Source organism: Streptomyces sp. bgisy130, from assembly GCF_057708345.1.
This window is the reverse complement of record NZ_JBYISA010000009.1, coordinates 165,800-184,365: the sequence shown is the minus strand read 5'-3', so window position 1 is coordinate 184,365 and position 18,566 is coordinate 165,800. Positions and strand designations below refer to the sequence as shown.

The window sequence follows — 18,566 nt, the reverse complement described above, 5'->3', positions numbered from 1 at the left end:
CCCTCGCGGACGCCCGATGCACCTTGCCGCGTCGGCGGAAATGCGGCTGCGCACAATCCTCATGACGCCCCCGCACCTGTGTTGATGACGGGGAGAAAGATCGCCTGAAGAGGCGGTGCGGCACGGGGAGTTGAGCGGACGCCGAAGGGCGCGGGCCGCCCCGAGGGCCCGTCAGGGAATCACTATCACCGGGCGCTGCGCCCGGCGGGCCAGCCGGCCGGCCACCGAGCCGAAGATCCGGCCGACGATGCCGTGCGTGGAGCCGACCACGATCGCGTCGGCCTCGTACTCCCGGCCGACCTCCTCCAGCTCATGGCAGATGTCCCCGCCGCGCTCGACGAGGATCCAGGGCACCTCGGTGAGATGATCCGCACAGGCCAGCTCCAGGCCGAGCACTTCGGTGCGGTGATCCGGTACGTCCACGAAGACGGGGGGCTCACAGCCCGCCCAGACGGTCGTCGGCAGCCGGTTGGCCACATGGACGATGATCAAACCGGAGCCCAGGCGCCGGGCCATACCGATTGCATACGCCAATGCGCGCTCGCTCGACATGGAGCCGTCGAAGCCGACCACGACGCCGTGCCGGAAGGCGGGGTCGCAGGAGTGGCGCGTCTTTTCCGCCGCTTCGAGGTCCGCCATGGGATCGGCGACCTGCTTGCGGTCCGCGGGTTCGGGGATTTCATGACCGGCCATTGGTGTCTCGGCGAGGACGTCCTCTTGCGGAGGGGCGAACGGGGAACGGCGATTGACTTGATCCGGCAGTTGACTGAGCTGACTCGTCCGAAGTGCGGGAGCCATAGTTCAAAGAGGAACGATACGACTGGGAATCATCTTCCCAACCCGATACCCCAAGAGTACGGCGCCACTCCCCCGCTGCCCAGAGCCCGCCACGGACGCGGAGCGCCCGTGCGAGGTGGGTGGGGCCTCGAACGTTCCCCGGGAGCATGCCGGAGCGTGGCGCGGATAGCAATGCCCCGGCCTGCCCCCGTACGTACCCCTCGCGGTGACCCATGATCGTCGGCCGCGTTGTAGTAGCAGCCCGTCCGAGGGGAGTGCGCGGTGCCGTTGCCGTCCGACAGATCACCCGACCCAGTGAGCGATGTGGTGCGCTGGGGCGCGTTCAGCTGTGCCCTGGTGCCCCTCGTACTGATCTTCAGCGGCGGCTCCTGGGCCGGTGCGGCCGGCGCCGCCGCCGGTCTGGCCGCGGTGACCGGCGCCTGTCGCGCGCTGTTGCGGCATTCCGAACGGACCGCCGCACGGGTCCGCGTGCGTGAGGTCGGACGACACCGGGACAGAAGCGGACGTTCAGGGACGACAGCGCACGGGGGCGGCCGGCACATCGAAAGGCGTACGCCGGTCGATTGAGGCGCCTGCAAGTCTGCGCGCGACCGTTTTCAGCCAACTTCCGGCCGAGGTCCACACCTTGCCCGTGGCACCCCTCAACCCTGGTGTGAGCAGGGAGGAAAGGACCGCTGGGCATGGTTGTGCCCTACTGCGAACGGGCAGAGCCGAGACGCGTACTTCCCATGTAGGCCCGACGAGTGGAACGCTTCGTGATCGAATGCTTCGCGCCAAGTTGCCATATCGACATACCAGCGGGTGGTGAACTTGGCACTCCATCCTCACGGAACACAGTAGATTCGATCTTGGTAGCAATGGCGGGGGAACTGTGCAGGACCGAGAGGGCGAGACGACCGAGGGGGGCTTAAGTGCCATGAGCCAGGACTCCGCTGCCGTACCAGATGCCGCACGCAAGCTCGCCGCCCGACGACGCCGCGAAATAGTCGCGGTGCTCCTCTTCAGCGGCGGCCCCATTTTCGAGAGCTCCATTCCGCTCTCGGTCTTCGGCATCGACCGACAGGACGCAGGCGTTCCGCGGTATCGGCTGCTTGTGTGCGCGGGCGAAGATGCGCCTTTGCGCACGACCGGGGGGCTGGAACTTTCCGCCCCCTACGGGCTGGAGGCGATCTCCCGTGCCGGGACGGTCGTCGTGCCGGCCTGGCGATCCATCACCCAGGCGCCGCCGCCTGCGGCGCTCGACGCGCTGCGCCGCGCGCATGAAGAAGGCGCCAGAATCGTCGGGCTGTGCACGGGGGCGTTCGTCCTCGCCGCGGCCGGACTGCTCGACGGCCGCCCGGCCACCACCCACTGGATGTACGCACCGACGCTCGCCAAGCGTTACCCGTCCGTCCATGTGGACCCCCGCGAGCTCTTCGTCGACGACGGCGATGTGCTCACGTCCGCGGGAACAGCGGCCGGTATCGACCTGTGTCTGCACATCGTGCGCACCGACCACGGCGCGGACGCCGCGAACGCGCTGGCCCGCCGGCTCGTCGTGCCGCCCCGCCGGACCGCGTCCGACATGGGACACCAGCGCTACCTGGACAGGTCATTACCTGAAGAGATCGGCGCCGACCCGCTCGCCGAGGTCGTCGCCTGGGCGCTGGAACATCTCCACGAGCAGTTCGACGTGGAGACGCTGGCCGCGCGTGCGTATATGAGCCGGCGCACCTTCGACCGGCGCTTCCGCTCGCTGACCGGCAGCGCCCCGCTCCAGTGGCTGATCACCCAGCGGGTGCTCCAGGCCCAGCGGCTGCTGGAGACCTCCGACTATTCGGTGGACGAGGTCGCCGGGCGCTGCGGCTTCCGCTCGCCGGTCGCCCTGCGCGGCCACTTCCGGCGACAGCTGGGCGCCTCGCCCGCGGCCTACCGTGCGGCGTACCGCGCGCGCCGGCCGCAGAACGGGGGACCCGAGCCCGCGCTCAGACCGGAGCGTGCCGAGCGGCCGGAGCGCGAGCGGGCGATGCTCGGCGCGGGCAGCGGGGAGCGGTACGCCGCCGCCGCGCTGGCCGGCCACGGGCTGGCGACCGCGGAAGCGGCCGAAGCGGGCAAACCGCAGTCGGACGCCTACGCCTCCCGGCTGCCGGAATCCCCGGTCGGCCGGGGTCCGGGCCGCCCCGTGCTGCCCGGACAGCGGGAGCGCCCCGTAGGGTGAGATGTATGAACGATCGCATGGTGTGGATCGACTGCGAGATGACCGGACTCTCGCTGGCGAATGACGCGCTCATCGAGGTGGCCGCCCTGGTCACCGACTCGGAGCTGAATGTGCTGGGCGACGGGGTGGATGTGGTGATCCGCCCTCCGGCCGAGGCGCTCGGCACCATGCCGGAGGTGGTGCGCCAGATGCACACCGCCTCCGGGCTGCTGGAGGAGCTCGACGGCGGTACGACGCTGGAGGCGGCGGAGGCACAGGTGCTTGCGTACATCAAGCAGCATGTGCCGGAGCCGGGGAAGGCGCCGCTGTGCGGCAATTCCGTCGGCACCGACCGCGGCTTCCTGCTGCGCGACATGCCGACGCTGGAGAGCTACCTCCACTACCGGATCGTCGATGTCTCCTCCGTGAAGGAACTGGCCCGGCGCTGGTTCCCGCGGGCCTACTTCAACAGTCCGGACAAAAACGGCAACCACCGGGCGCTGGCGGACATCCGTGAATCCATCGCGGAACTGCGCTACTACCGGGAGGCGGTCTTCGTGCCGCAGCCCGGCCCCGACTCGGACACCGCGAAGGCCATCGCCGCCAAGCACGTCCTTCCCGCTGAGCCGCAGTCCACGCCGTAGCAAGCCACAGGGCGCGTGTCGTGCGGGTGTCCACGGGGCCACCGTGACCCGCACGACACGCCCTCGGGCCCGGGACACAAAACCTGGGCGCGAGCACCCCTCCGGACCCTGTACACTTTTTCTCAGCCGGTGGGGAAAAAGAACCACACAGCACCGGTCATGGTGGGTATAGCTCAGCTGGTAGAGCACCTGGTTGTGGTCCAGGATGTCGCGGGTTCAAGTCCCGTTACTCACCCCACTTCAAGGCCCCCGACCTCAGGTCGGGGGCCTTGGCGTTTGTGGGCGTCCGGTTGGTGGCCCAACCGACGCTGCCGAGGGTGCCGCTATCCGCACAAAGAGTGACCGTGAAGAGGGCAGGTGACTGCGAGGCGCCGTGAGGGCGTGCCGTGGGGAGACGACGGCGGGGCGCAGCGGGTGGGGGGAGCCCGCTGCGCCCCGGTCTGGGGGACGGGCGGTCCGTGGGGGCGGACCGCCGGTGGGGAGTCAGCCCTTGTAGGCGCCGAAGGCCCTGGTGAAGTCCAGCGGCTGCTGCTCGATGGAACTACAGGTCGGCTGCGCGGAGTTGCCGGCGCCGCCGGGGCAGGCCCGGTCGCGGGTCGAGGACCACATCGACAGCCAGGCCAGGTGCTTGGTCCGGGCGAACTTCACCAGCTCGGTGGCGTCAGCGCGGCGGAAGACCTCGTTCTGGACGTCGTTGACGCCGATCATCGGGGTCACGGCCACGGTCTTCCAGGCGGCCGCGTCGCTGAGGCCGAGGGCCTTCTTGAGCTGGCCCTGGGTGGCGGTGGCGGCCTGGGTGGCGTAGGTGCCCATGTCGCCGCTGTAGGCGGGGCCGTAGTCCATCGCCATGATGTTGACGGCGGAGATCTTCACGCCGTTCTTCCTGGCGTCGGCGAGCAGGTTCACCCCGTCCTGGGTCAGGCCCGCGGGCATGACCGGCAGGGTGAAGGAGACGTCGAGGCCGGGGTGCTTCTTCTGGAGCCGGTTGATGGCCTGGGCACGGCGGGTGTTGGCGGCGGTGTTCGGCAGTGCGCCGCCCTCGATGTCGAAGTCGGCCTTGGTGAGCTTGAACCGGTCGATGACCTTGCCGTAGGCGGCGGCCAGTTCCCCCGTGGAGCCGCAGGCCACGCCGAGCTCGGAGCCGTTGGCACCGCCGAAGGAGACCCGGACGTCGCCGCCGGCCGCGCGCAGCGCCGGTATCTGCTTGGCCACCGCGTCGTCGCCCAGCTCGCCGGAGCCGCCCCACTTGGGCTCGCAGCCGCCGCCGGAGGTGACGAAGGCGAGGTGGAAGGTCTTCACCCCGGTCTTCTTGGCGGTGCCGACCAGGTCGTAGGCGGGGCTGAGCGAGGTGTCGACGTACGGGGCGAAGCCGGCCGCCGCCTTCGCGGTGGGGCTCGCGGTCCGCGGTGCCTTGGCGGCCAGGGCGGAGCCGGCGACGGCGAAGGCTCCGCCGGCCGCGACCGCGGCGGCCGCACCGGTCACGATCAGCTTGGTGGTGCGGCTGCTGCGCCGGCGGTGTACCGAGGGGCTCATCTCGTGCCTGCCTGTCGTCGCATGGGGGGGTGGGAGTGCACCGTGGTGCGTCCCGCACGCTAGCGACAGCGAAACGGACAAATGCCGGGAATGGAGCGGCAGTTGGCGGAATTATGGCGGCCTTAAGGCAGCGGAAGGGGGTGGTTAAGAGCCCCTGGCACCTGCCCGCCGTGCCGCCCGGCCGGCAGCCCGCTCAGGTGCCGATGCGCAGCGCCCGCCGCCCCCGGGAACAGAGCGTGCGGCGCAGCCGGCGGCCGCGCCGTCCGCCGTGCGGGGCGCCCCCGCCGTCCAGCGCCAGCCAGACGCGCACCTCGGTCCCGCCGTACACCGAGCGGCCGATGCGGACGTCACCGCCGGTGGACTCGGCCAGCCGGCGCACGATGTCCAGCCCCAGGCCGGTGGAGCCGTCCCCGCCGCCGCTGTGGCCCCGGCGCAGCGCGGCGTCCGGGTCGTCGATGCCCGGCCCGGCGTCCGAGACCAGCACGATCACCGCCTCCTCGGCGTTGTGGACATCGACCGCGAACGCGGTGCCCTCGGACGTGTGCCGGAAGACGTTGCCGAGCATCGCGTCCAGGGCGGCAGCGAGGTCGGGGCGGGCGACGGGGACGCGTACGGGGCGGTCCGCGCCGGCGACGCGTACCGTGCGGCCCTCGTCCTCGGCGAGCGCCGACCAGAACGCCATCCGCTCGCGGATCACCTCGGCGGCGTCACAGCCCGCCGCGGCGGCCGCCTGCCGGGTCTGGGCCTTCTGCTCCCGGGCGGTGCGGATGATCTGGTCGACCTCGCGCTCCAGCTGCTCGACGGCGGACCGGGTCTGCTCGGCGGCGGGGCTGTCCCCGAGCGAGGCGGTGTTGAGGCGGAGCACGGTCAGCGGGGTGCGCAGCCGGTGCGAGAGGTCGGCGGCCAGCTCCCGCTCGTTGGCGAGCAGCTGCACGACCTGGTCGGCCATCGCGTTGAACGCGCTGGCCGCGGACCGCAGTTCCTTGGGGCCGTCCTCCTGGACGCGGACGCCGAGCTTGCCCTTGCCGAGGTCGTGGGCGGCACCGGCCAGCCGCTCGGCGGGCCGCACCATACGGGTGCCGAGCCGGTCGGCGACCGCGACCGAGCCGATGATCAGCGCCAGACCGACGCCGGCCAGCAGCAGCCAGGAGGTGGCGACGCCCCGGGTGAGCGCCTCATCGGGGACGAACACCTCGACGACGGCGATACCGGACGCGACCGCGGTCGGCTGGAGGAGCGAGGTGCCGCCGGCGACCGGCGAGATGGAGGCCCGGCCCAGCTTGACGGCGGCCGCCACGTCGGCCTGCGGAGCGCGCCGGGTGCCGATCTCGGCGGGGCTGTCGCTCTTGCCGCCGGCCGGGACGTGGACGCCGATCCGGCCGCCGGAGCCGGTCTCGGCGCTGGCGACGGCGCGTTCGAGCTGGCCGCGGTCGGTGGTGATGGCGAGGACCGGGCCGATGGTGGCGGCCTGCCGCTCGGCATTGGAGTAGGCGCGGTCGCGGGCCAGCTCCTTGACGACCAGTCCGAGGGGGACGGCGAAGGCGACCACGACCATCGCGGTGACCGCCAGCGCCACCTTGACCAGGGCCCATCTCACTGATGTTCATCCTTCACTGTTCCGCCTACGAGGCGCAGAGGTGCGGCGCTCCGCCGTCCGCGGCCCGGCCGCCTCGCGTCCGACGCTCACCGAGGCGGCTCCAGCTTCACTCCGACACCCCTCAGGGTGTGCAAATAACGTGGCTTCGCCGCGGTCTCGCCCAGCTTGCGGCGCAGCCAGGACAGATGGACGTCGATGGTCTGGTCATCGCCGTAGGACTGCTGCCAGACCTCGGCGAGGAGTTCCCGGCGGGCGACGACGACGCCCGGCCGGCCGGCGAGGAATGCCAGCAGATCGAATTCCCGGCGGGTCAAGTCGAGGGCGAAGCCGTCCAGTTCGGCCTGCCGGCGCAGCGGGTCGATGGACAGGCCGCCGACCCGGATCACTCGTGAGGGCGGTTCCGCACCGGCCGCGGCGGCCCGGGAGCGGCGCAGTACGGCCGCCATCCGGGCCGAGAGATGCTCGACGGAGAACGGCTTGGTGAGGTAGTCGTCGGCGCCGTCGTTCAGCAGCCGCACGATGTCGGCTTCGTTGTCCCGGGCTGTGGCGATGATCACTGGGACATCGGTGATTCCGCGCAGCATCTTGAGCGCCTCGCCCCCGTCCAGGTCGGGCAGACCGAGGTCGAGAATGACGACGTCGAAGCCGACGTGAGCCACCTCGCGCAGCGCCTCCAGAGCGGTACCGACACTGCGTACCGTATGGGCGGCCTCGGTCAGATGCCGGATGAGGGCCGAGCGTACGAACTGGTCGTCCTCGACCACGAGCACACTTGCCATGGGCGGCACCGTACGCCATGCGAGTGACACCTCCGGACCGGAGTTGACAGCGGGGCGGTGCGGTCCGCTGCGCCCGGCCCGGGCTGCCACCCGGCGGGCCGGTGGTGCAGTATGAGCCCAATGCAACGAGGACTGGTTCACGTGGCGGCCTGGACGCTGGCGACCGGGGCGGCGGTCGCCCTGTCGTGGTTCGGCGTGCACACCGTGCTGTCCGGCACGGCGTACGACGCCCCGCGCGCCCTGCCGCTGACCAGCCAAGTGGGCTCTTCGGAACAGCAGTTGGACGGCGCCACCCCACGGGTCTCCTCCACCCACCGCCCCAAGCCGACCCCCTCCCCCACCCGCAGCACGGCACCCGACGACCCCACGCCGTCACACCCGGCCATGCCGTCACCCACCGGCTCCACCCGGCCGCGGCCTCCGAGCGACCCGCCGGGCGGCGCCACCCCGGCCGCCGACGGCCAGGTCAAGAGCTATGCCACATCGGGCGGTCGGGTGGTCCTCGACATGGACAGCCGGTACGCCCAGCTGGTGTCGGCGACGCCGAACCCCGGCTGGGAGATGCAGGTGTGGAAGCAAGTGGGGTGGCTGCGGGTCGACTTCACCAGCGGCGACGGCGGCCATACGTCCGTGATCTGCACCTGGAACGACCATCCGCCGACCGTGACGACCAGCAACCAGGCAACCTAGGCGCGAAGGCGCGCCCGTCAGCCGTCCGCCGTCAGCCGTCAGTCGAAGACGTCGGCCGGCGGGGCGGGCGAGGCGGTGGCGGTGGCGTCGGTGACCGGGGCCGCGCCGGCGGTGAAGTCCAGCAGCGCGCGGCCGTGTTCGACCCGGCCGGACTGGGGATCGGTCGCCGCCCGCCGGGTCAGTTCGGCGATGGGCAGCTCCGCTTCGGCGGCCAGCAGCACGGCGTTGCCGAAGCGCTTGCCGCGCAGGACGGCCGGGTCGGCGGTCAGACACAGCTCGGGGAAGACCGTACGGACGGTGGCGAGCTGGCCGCGCAGAAACCGCAGCGGCGGCCCGTCGGCGAGATTCGCCGCGTAGAACCCGCCGGGCCGCAGCGCCCGGTGGACCTCCGTCACGAATTCGGTGCTGGTCAGATGCGCGGGCGTACGGGCGCCGGCGAAGACATCGGCGATGATCAGATCCGCCCAGCCGTCCGGGACCTTCGCGAGACCGGCGCGGGCGTCGCCGCCGCGCACCCGTATCCGCCAGCCGCCATCCAGCGGCAGCTGCCGGCGGACGAGCTGGACCAGGGCGGTGTCGATCTCCACGACCTGCTGGGTGGACCGCGGGCGGGTCGCGGCGACGTAGCGGGCCAGGGTCAGGGCGCCGCCGCCGAGATGCACGACGCGCAGCGGTTTGCCGGCCGGTCCGGCCAGATCGGCGACATGCCCGAGCCGCCGCTGATAGGGGAAGTCCAGATAGGCCGGGTCGTCGAGGTCCACATGGGACTGCGGAGCACCGTCGATCAGCAGCGTCCAGCCGCGTGGCCGGTCACGGTCGGGCCGTAGCTCGGCAAGGCCGCCGTCCACCGTTCCGGTGACGGGTTCCGGGCCGCCGCGCCCGCGTCTGCTCTTCGCCATGCCCTCCAGTATGGCCGGTGCCCGGAATGCCGTATCCGCTGGTCAGCGCGATAGCGGTGCTCGGGAGGCCCGGGGCCCGGGGGCAGGGAGCAGAGTGGCGGACCACCCACGACCGAGGTCAGGGGCGATCCGCCAACTGCACATCACGACCCGTGCCGGTCCGATGTCCATCCGGACCGGCGGGCGGGTCACCTATTGAGGCAGACGTTTCCGAATGCCGGGTTCAGCAGCGCGGCAGCATTCAGGCTGTTGCCGCAGATGTTGATCGGGATGTTGATCGGGACCTGGACATTGTTGCCGCTGAGAATGCCCGGGGAACCCGCCGCAAAACCCGCCGCGTTGGCACCACTGCGGTGGTTGTACAGCCCGCGGTGGTCGTGACGGTTGAAGTGGTCGCCACGGTGGTGACGGCCGTGGTCCCCGCTTGCGGATGCGATGCCTGCGCCACCCAGAACCATGGCACAGCTGGCCGCAGTCATCGCGGCGGTCGTAACAAACCGCTTCATCCCATTCTCCTTTCAGTTCGCGAATGGGGCAACCGGTCACAACGAGCGAAAAGAGGCAGGGATGCGGGCGTTCCCTCTTCCGGGAAATCCTTAGCCCTTCTGGCAGCAACAGCCGGACGAGGCGTACTCCGGCATTCCCCTGAATGGCCGCCGCCGGCCGGGGTCCGGCGCGCCTGCCGCGGTTTCCAACATGATTTCTGTCAGAGTGCTCTCCTGTTTGACTGATTGAAGTCGGAGAGGAAGACATGCGGAAGTCGATGGACCGCACCGGGCGCGGCGTCGTATGCGCGCTGGCGTCCTTGGCATTGTCGGCCGCACTGTCTTCGGCAGTGGCCGCACCGGCCCCCGGGGAATCCGCACGAATTCCTTTCACCGAGCGCTATCACGCCACTCAGCACGGCGGTATCGCCCGCGCCGCCAACTCCTCGGTCACCTGCAAAACGGCGGCCGGCCGCACCGCGACCCCGTGTGCGGTGGCCCAGCAGGGCGGCGCCGGCCGGAACGGCCTCTACCGGATGGCCGCCATCGACGTCGACTCCGACGCCCGTACCGCCAACTCCAGCAGCGCCACGCTGCACCTCCCGGCCGGCTCCCGGGTGAGCTACGCCCGGCTGTACTGGGGCGGCAGCCGGCGGGGCGGCACCCAGCAGACCGCCGGGAACAACGGCCGGGTGCTGATCGCCGAGCCCGGCGGCCGGTACCGGCAGGTGGTCGCCGACACCCTGAGCGGGCACCGCCCGCATTCCGCGGCCGAGGGATTCCAGGCGTCCGCGGATGTCACCCGACTGGTGCGGAGCAGCGGCGCCGGCGCCTATACCGTGGCGCAGATCAATATGGCGACGAGCCATTCCCCCACCGGCGTCTGGGGCGGCTGGACTTTGGTGGCCGCATACGAGAACAAAAAGCAGCCGCTGCGCAGCATCGCGCTGTGGGACGGTTTCCAGGCGCTGGGCGCGGACCGCCGGGAGCTTTCGCTGCGGCTGCCCGGACCGCGTATCCCGGCGAATTCACCGGGCCGGGCCGGTGTGGTGGCATACGACGGCGACCGCGGCCGCGGAAATGACGCGCTCTCCGTCCGGGCCGGCCGGCACACCGCGCAGACGGTGCGCGATGCCGCCAATCCGGCGACCGACGTGATGAATTCGACGGTCACCGATTTCGGCCGGCCGACGGTGCGGTGGCCCGCTTACCGGAACACCCTCGGATTTGATTCCGACGTATTCGACATCACCCCCGCGCTGCGGTTCGGCGGCGATCGGCTCACCTTCCGCTTCACCACCCGCGATCCCGGATATCTGCTCGGCGCGCTCTTCGTCCAGACCGATTCCCGGCGCTGAGCCCCGGACATTCCCGCCGTGCCCGGAGAGCAGAGAGCGGATCAGCCGATGACGACGGAGAGCGCGGACGCGCACCGCGCCGCCCGGGTCCCGCCCCCGCCGGCGGTCCCCCGCCCGGCGGCCGCGGTCCGTCCGCCCCGCGGGCCGGGGCGGGGAACCCTGCCCCCGCCCCGGCCCGGCCGCGGCGTACGGCGGCGGACCGTCGCCCCGCTGCTGGCCGCCGACACGCTGGCCACCGCCGCCACCGCGCTGCTCGTCCTCGGCGCCACGACGCCACCCGCCGCCCTCGGCCTCCTGCTGGCGGGCCTGCTGCTGCTCCACACCCACGCCGGCCTCTACCGCCCCGGCCCCGCCCCGCGGGCGCTGGCCGAACTGCCGACGCTGCTGGGCCGGTCCGCCGTCTGCTGGTGCGCGGCGGCCGCGGTGCTCGCCGCCGTACGCCCCGGACAGGCGCTGTCGCCGGTCCTGCTGGCCGGTGCGGTGGCCGGGCACACCGCGCTGGTCTGCGGCGGCCGGGCCGCGGTCCACCGGGCCCGCCGCCGGGCCGCCCGCCGCCGGCCGCGCGCCACGCTGATCGTCGGCACCGACCCGGCGGCCGGTCAGCTCGCCGCCGTACTGCACGCCCGCCCCGAGTCCGGGCTGCGCCCGGTGGGGGTGGTCACCCCGCCGTCCCTGCCGCCCGGCGGGCCCGCGGACGCGCTCCCGTCCCCCGCCGGCCCGCCGCTGCCACGGATCGGCTCCGCGCCCGACATCACCCGGGCCGTCATCCAGCACACCGTGCGGGACGTGGTGTTCACCCTGCCGCCGTACGCAGATCCGCACACCGCCGCGCTGCTGCGCCGCTTCATCGACCAGGGCTCGGCCGTCTGGCTGGCCGGCGCCGCGGCCGCCCGCGAGGGCCGGACCCCGCAGGCCGGCACCGACCATCTGTGGGGCTTCCCCTGCCGGCGTCTGGAGACCGCCCCGCCCCGGCACGGGAGTGGGGGCAAGCGGCTGCTGGACCTCACGCTGGCCGCGTCCGCGCTGGTGCTCACGGCGCCCCTGCTGCTGGGCTGCGCCCTCGCGGTACGGCTCGCCGACGGGCCCGGCGTGCTCTTCCGGCAGGAACGTATCGGCCGCGGGGGCCGCACCTTCACCCTGCTGAAGTTCCGTACCTGGCACCCGGGCGACGCACACGAGGCGGCGACCCGCTGGAGCCTGGCGGACGAGCACCGGATGAGCCGGACCGGCCGGCTGCTGCGGCGCACCTCGCTGGACGAGCTGCCGCAGCTGTGGAACGTACTTCGCGGCGAGATGAGCCTGGTCGGGCCGCGGCCGGAACGCCCCTTCTTCGTCGAGCAGTTCCTTGGCACCTGCCCGGACTACGGCGCCCGGCACCGGATGCCGGTGGGCATGACCGGCCTGGCGCAGGTGCACAGACTGCGCGGCGACACCTCCATCGAGGACCGGGCCCGCTTCGACAACCTCTACATCGACAGCTGGTCGCTGCGGCTGGACCTGCTGATCCTGCTGCGCACCCTGGCCTCGGTGGTGCGGCTGGAGGGCAGATGAGCGCGGGCGCGCCGCCGCCCCGCCCCGGCCGCACCACCGCGGTGCCCACCCTGCCCGGCAGACCCGGGGGCGGCCACGCCTGGGACCGGCCGGGCCCCCGTGACCGCGCCCGGCATCCGCTGCGGCGCCGTGCCCTGCCCCCCGACCGGACCACGACCCCGGCCGCTACCTCTGGAGGCATCCGGTGAAGGTTCTGCATGTGATCACAGACCTCGACGTGGGCGGCGCCGAACAGCAGCTGCGGCTGCTGCTGCGCCGGCTCCCCGTGCCCTGCGAGGTCCTCACCCTGACCAGTCCGGGCCCGGTCGCCGAGGGCATCGAGGCCGACGGCACCCCCGTCACCCACCTCGGGATGACCGGCAACCGGGACCTGACCGCGCTCCCCCGTCTCACCCGGCTGATCCGCGACGGCGGCTACGACCTGGTGCACACCCACCTCTACCGGGCCTGCGTCTACGGCCGGGTCGCCGCCCGGCTGGCCGGCGTACGGGCCGTGGTGGCCACCGAACACTCCCTGGGCGACGCGGTCATCGAGGGCCGCCGGCTGACCCGTGGCGTCCGCACGCTCTACCGGGCCACCGAACGGCTGGGGACGGCCACCGTCGCCGTCTCGGACACCGTCGCCGCCCGGCTGCGCCGCTGGGGCGTACCGGAGCAGCGGATCCATGTGGTGCCCAACGGCATCGAGGCACACCGATTCGGCTTCGATCCGTCGGCGCGGGCGCTGGTACGGACCCGGCTGGGGCTGCCGCTGGACGCCTTCGTGGTCGGTGGCGCCGGGCGGCTGGTGCCCGGCAAACGGTTCGACGTACTGGTCCGGGCGGTGACCCAACTGCCCGGTGTACACCTGCTGTTGGCGGGCGCGGGACCGGAGCGGGACATGCTGCGGCGGATGGCGCAGCAGTTCGGCTCGGGCGACCGGATCCATCTGCTGGGCGAGCGCGATGGGGCGGTCGATGGGGCGGCCGGTGGGGCGGCCGGTGGGGCGGCCGGTGGGACGCCCGACGGCCGAGGGGCCGCCGGGCCCGATATCCCCGGGCTGCTCTCGGCCATCGACGTCTTCGTCTCACCCTCCCCGGACGAGGCGTTCGGCCTGGCCGTCCTGGAGGCGCTCGCGTCCGGCCTGCACGTCCTCTACGGCAGCTGCCCCGCCGTCGACGAACTCCCCGCCGACCAGGCCCCCGGCGCCCGCCACTTCGGCCTCAACGTCCATGAACTGGGCACCGCACTGAGGGAACTGCGACGCCAAGGCCCGGGCCGGCTGCCGGTCCCGCCCGTGGTGCGGCGCTACGACATCACCCGCAGTGCCGAGGCCCTGATGTCCGTGTACGAGCAGGCCCTGGCCGACACCCCGGCCCGGCGCGGCAGCCCGACGGCGGTACCGCCACGCCAGGGGCGGGCGGCCGCGCTCCCCCCGGTGAGCGTGTCACTGCCGGATCCGGCACGGTCGCCGGATCCTTCGCCGGATCCGTCGCCGCTGTCGAATCGGTAGGCGGCCCGAGGCCCAAGCCCCGGGCCCAAGACCGGGGCCCAAGACCGGGGCCGGAGGCCGCGGTTCCGGCGCTCCCCCGCCCCCTCCCCCTCTCCCCCTTCGGGGGAGGGGGCGGGGGGTGGGTTCGGGGGTGGGGGGTGGGTTCGGGGGTGGGGGGAGCACCTCACCACACAAAGAGAAAGCGCAGGGAACTTCCATGTACGACCTCGTCGTGGTGGGCGCCGGCCCCTACGGACTCTCGATCGCCGCGCACGCGGCGGCGGCCGGACTGCGGCTGCGGGTCCTGGGCCGGCCGATGGCCTCGTGGCGCGATCACATGCCCGACGGCATGCTCCTCACGTCCGCGCCCTGGTCGACCGACCTCTCCGACCCGGCCGGCGGCCACACCCTGGCCGACTACTGCGCCGCCCACGAGTTGACCGCCGAGCACGGCGTCCCGCTGCCCCTCGGCACCTTCGCCGCGTACGGCAGCTGGTTCGGCGAACGGGCGGTGCCGCAGGTCGAGGAGGTCACCGTCACCGCCGTACGCCCGGACGGCGACGGCTTCCACGTCGAGACGGACACCGGCGAGCAGATCGCGGCCCGGACCGTGGTGCTCGCCGTCGGTGTGCTGCCGTTCGCCAACCGCCCCTGGCCACTGCTCGAACTGCCCCCGGAACTCGCCTCGCACAGCAGCGACCACCGCGATCTACGCCGCTTCGGCGGCCAGGACGTCACCGTGATCGGCTCCGGGCAGTCCGCGCTGGAGACCGCGACCCTGCTGGCCGAACAGGGCGCCCGGCCCCGCCTCGTGGCCCGCGCCGACCAGCTGCACTGGCAGTCCCCGCCACCGCCACTGGAGCGCGGCCGGCTGCGGGCGCTGCGCGCACCGCACTCCGGGCTCGGCACCGGCTGGCCGAGCTGGCTGTGGTCGGAGCTGCCCGGGGCGGTGCACAGGCTGCCCCCGGCGACCCGGGTGCATCTCGCCGCGCACGTACCGGGCCCGGCGGGCGCGTGGTGGCTGCGGGAGCGCTTCGAGCCGGTGGTGCCGGTCCTGTTGGGCCACCGGCTCCGGGCGGCGACGCCCCATGAGGACGGGGTGCGGCTCCATCTGACCCATACGGACGGCGGTTCCGAGACCGTCGACACCGACCACGTGGTGGCGGCCACCGGCTTCACCCCGGACCTCGGGCGGCTGCGGCTGCTCCACCCCCGGGTGCGCACCACCCTGCGGACGGTGGGCGGCAGCCGGGCGCCCGAACTGAGCGCCGGCTTCGAATCGTCCTGGCCCGGACTGTTCTTCGCGGGGCTGCTGTCCGCGCCGTCGTTCGGCCCGTCGATGCGCTTCGTGTACGGGGCGGCCTTCACCGCGGCGCGGCTGCTGCGCGGCGTACAGCGCCGCCTCGGCGACCGCCGCGGCGCCACCACCATCCCCCGCCCGGCACGGGACAGCACCCCGGCCGCCCACTAGGGCCTGCCCGCGAAGTCCCGCCCGCCCGAAGGGGCCGCCCGGCAGTGGCCGGACGGCCCCTCTCGCGTGCACGCCCTCTCGCGTGCGACCCCTCACGCGTACGGCCCTCTCGCAGGCGGCCCGCCCGGGCTCACTGGCAGCGGTCGACGGCCTCGATCGTGCGGGCCGCCTCGCCGAGTGCCGCGCGCAGGACGGCCGGATCGGTGGCGGCGGCGCCCGCGCCCTCCGGCGGCACCAGCCAGCCGGTGCCGGTCACCGGCGGCTCCTCCGGGGCCCCTTCCTCGCACAGCGCGCCCAGGGCGATCCCCCGCCCGGAGGTCTGGGTGCAGGCGCTGCCCGGCACGTCCCAGCCGTCCGCCGTGCCCGCCGGCACGAGGAAGCCGAGGGTGTCGCAGGCGCCGTCGTGCAGAACGGGGCCGACATCGTCCCGCAGCCGGAGGATGTCGACGGCTTCCAGCCCCTGCCGGGCGGGCACCGTGACGAGGTCACACGCCTGGGCCGGTACGGCCGGTGTCCCGGCCGCGACAGCCGGCCCCCGCCCGCCGCCGGCCCGGCCCGCGGACCCGTTGCCGACCCTGCTCACGCCGGTCTCCCACACGGAGAACCCCTCCTCCTGCACGTACCCGACCCTTTACACCGACTTCAACGGCCGGACGTGTCAACAGCTACGGCGGCGTAACGCTGCAAAGGATGGCAGTTCATGGCAGATCGCGCGCGAGATATCCGATTTGTAGCCAAACTGTGCGTATCGGAGCCATCACAGCCGGTACGGTCAACCCGCCGCACCGCCAGGAGGCGGCAACGCCACCTGATGGCACGGAGAGGGCACGGAGAGGGTCCGCCATGGCGTCGCCAGCAGCTAGTTCAGCGTCGTCCCGCACCGTACCCGCCCGCCCGAACCTCGCTTTCCGACAGCTGCGCGGCCGGCTGTCACCGGGCGAGTTCGCGGCGGCGGTCCGACGGTCCGCCCGTGAGATCGGCGAACAGGTCTCGTGCGACGCCCGCTATGTGGGCCGCGTCGAGTCCGGGGAGATCCGGTGTCCGAACTACGCCTACGAGCGGGTGTTCCGGCACATGTTCCCCGGGCTGACGCTGCCCGACATGGGCTTCGCGCCGCGCGAGGCGGTACGCGGACGGGGGGCGCGTACGGCGGCGGTCGGCGCCGCGCCCCTGGCAACCGACCCCGACCACCGCGATACCCGTATCCAGATCTGCGAGGAGAGCGACGTGCTGCGTCGCGCGTTCATCACCGGCGGCCCGGCAGCAGCCCTGGGCTTCGCCGCCCTGCATCCCATCGAGGCCGCTGCCGCCGCCGCGTCCGCCCATGTGCCGGGCCCGCGCGCGCCCGCCACCGGGCGGCCCGGAGCCGCCGAGGCCGCCGCGGTCGAGGAGGCCGTCCGCCATATCCGGCTGCTGGACGACCGGCACGGCGCGGAGGGCATCTACCGCCGCGCCACCCAGCCGCTGCGCGCCGCCTACGAGTTGCTGGACGCGGGCGTACAGCGCAGATCGGTCTCCGACCGGCTGCACGCGGGGGCGGGTGAACTCGCCATCACCGTCGGCTGGCTGGCGCATGACTCGGGACGCTTCGGCGACGCCAGATCCCACTATGCGGAGGCCCTGGCCACCGCCCGGGTCTGCGGTGATGCCGCCCTGGAGGCGCACGCGTTCTGCAACACGGCCTTCCTCGCCCGCGATGCCGGCCGGCCGCGGGAGGCGGTGCGGGCCGCGCAGGCGGCGCAGCAGGCCGCCAAGCAGCTGGCCTCGCCGCGGCTGCTGTCGCTGCTGGCGCTGCGGGAGGCGGGCGGCTGGGCGGGGCTGGCCGACCGGGCCGGCTGTGAGCAGGCGCTGGCGCGGGCCGAGCGGCTGTTCGCGGGCGGGCCGCGGGACGGTGACCCGGAGTGGATGACGTTCTACGGCGAGGCCGAACTGGCGGGCCTGGAGGCGCAGTGCTGGTCGGCCCTGGGTGACGCGGGGCGCGCGGTGGAGCATGCGCGCCGGGCGGTGGCGCTCCAGGATTCCCATTTCACCCGCAATATCGCGCTGTTCACCGCGGAGCTCGCGGGTGATCTCGCGGACAGCGGTGAGCCCGAGGAGGCCGCCGCGGCCGGGGGCCGGGTGCTGTCCCTGCTGGAGGAGGTCCGTTCGGCCCGTATCCGGACGATGCTCGACGGCACGGCCCGGACGCTGCGGGCCTATCACGACGGCGGTGCGGTCGCCGGCTTCCTGGAGCGGCACGCGGCCTCGGCCGGGTCCGGTGACGGGACGCCGGGCGGGGACTCCGCCGGCTGACGGCCCGCCCGCCCGGCGTCCGACGCCCCGTCAGGCGGCTGCGGTGCCGCCCCCGGCCGGGCGGCCGCCGTTCAGCCCAGGTGTCCGGTGTCGTCGTTCAGCCCAGGTGTCCGGTGTCGTTCCAGCGCTCGATCGCCGGTTCCCCGTAGGCCCAGCCGAGCACCGACAGGGACGTCGGGTCCAGCCGGATCCGGGCACCGAAGGAGATGTCCAGGCCCAGCCAGCGGGCGCCGAGGGTGCGCAGGATGTGGCCGTGGGCGAAGACCAGCACATCGCGGTCGGCGGACCGCGCCCAGCCGACGACCTCGTCCGCCCGCGCGGCGACCTCGGCGAGCGTCTCCCCCTCGGGCGCCCCGTCGCGCCAGAGGAGCCAGTCCGGCCGGCCGGACTTGATCTCGGCCGGGGTCAGGCCCTCGTACGCGCCGTAGTCGACCTCCATCAGCGCGTCCCACGGCTGCGCCCGGTCGCCGAAGCCGGCCAGCTCACAGGTCTCACTGGCGCGTACCAGGGGGCTGGTGCGGACCTCGACGCCCGGCAGTCCGTCCCAGGGGGCGCGGTGCAGCCGCTCGCCCAGCAGCTTGGCGCCGCGCCGGCCCTCGTCCAGCAGCGGGACGTCCGTACGGCCGGTGTGCCGGCCGGAGAGGGACCACTCGGTCTGCCCGTGTCTGGCCAGGAATATGCGCGCTGCCATGGTCGTACCTCTCGCCGATCGCTCGGCTGCTCGTTGCTCGGTGCGGGCGGCGGTGACCGCGGGCTTTCCATCATCGCGCATCGGGTCGATTTGTCCCTGACCGGGGAGGGCCTCCCGCCCGGGGGCGGGCC

At 73.2% G+C, this 18,566-nt stretch carries 18 protein-coding genes and 1 tRNA gene; 11 read left to right on the top strand and 8 right to left on the bottom strand.

Annotated elements, in window-relative coordinates; translation table 11 throughout:
- Positions 1 to 171 precede the first annotated feature (171 nt).
- Positions 172 to 693, bottom strand: a complete 522-nt coding sequence (locus AC3EUV_RS15360) for a universal stress protein (protein WP_018093093.1) — start codon at positions 691 to 693, stop codon at positions 172 to 174.
- Between the two features lie 366 nt (positions 694 to 1,059).
- On the opposite strand from AC3EUV_RS15360, the gene AC3EUV_RS15355 reads away from it, so the two are divergent.
- From AC3EUV_RS15355 to AC3EUV_RS15340, 4 genes are all read left to right on the top strand, one after another.
- Positions 1,060 to 1,365, top strand: a complete 306-nt coding sequence (locus tag AC3EUV_RS15355) for a hypothetical protein (RefSeq protein ID WP_432140791.1) — start codon at positions 1,060 to 1,062, stop codon at positions 1,363 to 1,365.
- 349 nt (positions 1,366 to 1,714) lie between these two features.
- On the top strand, positions 1,715 to 2,995 hold the full coding sequence (locus tag AC3EUV_RS15350) for a GlxA family transcriptional regulator (RefSeq protein ID WP_042155019.1): 1,281 nt from the start codon (positions 1,715 to 1,717) through the stop codon (positions 2,993 to 2,995).
- A 5-nt stretch (positions 2,996 to 3,000) separates the two neighbouring features.
- Positions 3,001 to 3,618: an oligoribonuclease gene (gene orn / locus AC3EUV_RS15345; protein WP_042155020.1), complete on the top strand. Its 618-nt coding sequence runs from the start codon at positions 3,001 to 3,003 to the stop codon at positions 3,616 to 3,618.
- Between the two features lie 162 nt (positions 3,619 to 3,780).
- Positions 3,781 to 3,856: transfer RNA gene (locus AC3EUV_RS15340), tRNA-His, on the top strand.
- Positions 3,857 to 4,101: 245 nt separating this feature from the next.
- On the opposite strand, the gene AC3EUV_RS15335 is transcribed toward AC3EUV_RS15340, so the two are convergent.
- The 3 genes from AC3EUV_RS15335 to AC3EUV_RS15325 form a co-directional block, all read right to left on the bottom strand.
- Positions 4,102 to 5,151 (bottom strand): chitinase, encoded by a 1,050-nt coding sequence (locus AC3EUV_RS15335; protein WP_435603135.1) that lies wholly within the window; start codon positions 5,149 to 5,151, stop codon positions 4,102 to 4,104.
- A gap of 193 nt (positions 5,152 to 5,344) precedes the next feature.
- On the bottom strand, positions 5,345 to 6,748 hold the full coding sequence (locus tag AC3EUV_RS15330) for a HAMP domain-containing sensor histidine kinase (protein WP_432140793.1): 1,404 nt from the start codon (positions 6,746 to 6,748) through the stop codon (positions 5,345 to 5,347).
- 86 nt (positions 6,749 to 6,834) lie between these two features.
- Positions 6,835 to 7,527 carry a response regulator transcription factor gene (locus tag AC3EUV_RS15325; protein WP_435603134.1) on the bottom strand — a complete coding sequence of 231 codons (693 nt, stop codon included), beginning with the start codon at positions 7,525 to 7,527 and terminating at the stop codon, positions 6,835 to 6,837.
- A gap of 120 nt (positions 7,528 to 7,647) precedes the next feature.
- Here AC3EUV_RS15325 and AC3EUV_RS15320 point away from each other — a divergent pair, with 120 nt between their 5' ends.
- Positions 7,648 to 8,217, top strand: a complete 570-nt coding sequence (locus AC3EUV_RS15320; RefSeq protein ID WP_435603133.1) for a superantigen-like protein SSL4 — start codon at positions 7,648 to 7,650, stop codon at positions 8,215 to 8,217.
- Positions 8,218 to 8,255: 38 nt separating this feature from the next.
- Here AC3EUV_RS15320 and AC3EUV_RS15315 read toward each other — a convergent pair whose 3' ends face one another.
- Both AC3EUV_RS15315 and AC3EUV_RS15310 read right to left on the bottom strand, forming a co-directional pair.
- Positions 8,256 to 9,116, bottom strand: coding sequence for a spermidine synthase (locus tag AC3EUV_RS15315; protein WP_435603132.1), 861 nt, complete (start codon positions 9,114 to 9,116; stop codon positions 8,256 to 8,258).
- Between the two features lie 188 nt (positions 9,117 to 9,304).
- Complete coding sequence (locus AC3EUV_RS15310; RefSeq protein ID WP_432140797.1) at positions 9,305 to 9,622, bottom strand: chaplin; 318 nt, start codon at positions 9,620 to 9,622, stop codon at positions 9,305 to 9,307.
- Between the two features lie 245 nt (positions 9,623 to 9,867).
- Between AC3EUV_RS15310 and AC3EUV_RS15305 the strand changes: the two genes are divergently transcribed.
- The 5 genes from AC3EUV_RS15305 (at position 9,868) to AC3EUV_RS15285 (ending at position 15,452) form a co-directional block, all read left to right on the top strand.
- The gene (locus AC3EUV_RS15305) at positions 9,868 to 10,959 is read left to right on the top strand and encodes a hypothetical protein (protein ID WP_435603131.1); all 1,092 of its coding nucleotides are present in this window, start codon (positions 9,868 to 9,870) and stop codon (positions 10,957 to 10,959) included.
- Between the two features lie 48 nt (positions 10,960 to 11,007).
- Complete coding sequence (locus tag AC3EUV_RS15300) at positions 11,008 to 12,510, top strand: exopolysaccharide biosynthesis polyprenyl glycosylphosphotransferase (RefSeq protein WP_435603130.1); 1,503 nt, start codon at positions 11,008 to 11,010, stop codon at positions 12,508 to 12,510.
- Complete coding sequence (locus tag AC3EUV_RS15295; RefSeq protein WP_432140800.1) at positions 12,507 to 12,698, top strand: hypothetical protein; 192 nt, start codon at positions 12,507 to 12,509, stop codon at positions 12,696 to 12,698. Before AC3EUV_RS15300 ends, AC3EUV_RS15295 begins: the two co-directional genes overlap by 4 nt.
- On the top strand, positions 12,695 to 14,002 hold the full coding sequence (locus AC3EUV_RS15290) for a glycosyltransferase (RefSeq protein WP_435603129.1): 1,308 nt from the start codon (positions 12,695 to 12,697) through the stop codon (positions 14,000 to 14,002). Before AC3EUV_RS15295 ends, AC3EUV_RS15290 begins: the two co-directional genes overlap by 4 nt.
- A 196-nt stretch (positions 14,003 to 14,198) precedes the next feature.
- A complete protein-coding gene (locus tag AC3EUV_RS15285; protein ID WP_432140802.1) occupies positions 14,199 to 15,452 on the top strand; it encodes an NAD(P)-binding domain-containing protein in 1,254 nt (417 codons plus the stop codon).
- Positions 15,453 to 15,582: 130 nt separating this feature from the next.
- Here the strand turns inward: AC3EUV_RS15285 and AC3EUV_RS15280 are convergent, their stop codons facing one another.
- Positions 15,583 to 16,050 (bottom strand): hypothetical protein, encoded by a 468-nt coding sequence (locus AC3EUV_RS15280; protein WP_432140952.1) that lies wholly within the window; start codon positions 16,048 to 16,050, stop codon positions 15,583 to 15,585.
- A 245-nt stretch (positions 16,051 to 16,295) separates the two neighbouring features.
- Between AC3EUV_RS15280 and AC3EUV_RS15275 the strand changes: the two genes are divergently transcribed.
- Complete coding sequence (locus AC3EUV_RS15275) at positions 16,296 to 17,744, top strand: NsdA family TPR-like regulatory protein (protein WP_435603128.1); 1,449 nt, start codon at positions 16,296 to 16,298, stop codon at positions 17,742 to 17,744.
- A 97-nt stretch (positions 17,745 to 17,841) separates the two neighbouring features.
- Here the strand turns inward: AC3EUV_RS15275 and AC3EUV_RS15270 are convergent, their stop codons facing one another.
- Complete coding sequence (locus AC3EUV_RS15270) at positions 17,842 to 18,435, bottom strand: histidine phosphatase family protein (RefSeq protein WP_435603127.1); 594 nt, start codon at positions 18,433 to 18,435, stop codon at positions 17,842 to 17,844.
- Positions 18,436 to 18,566: the final 131 nt, after the last annotated feature.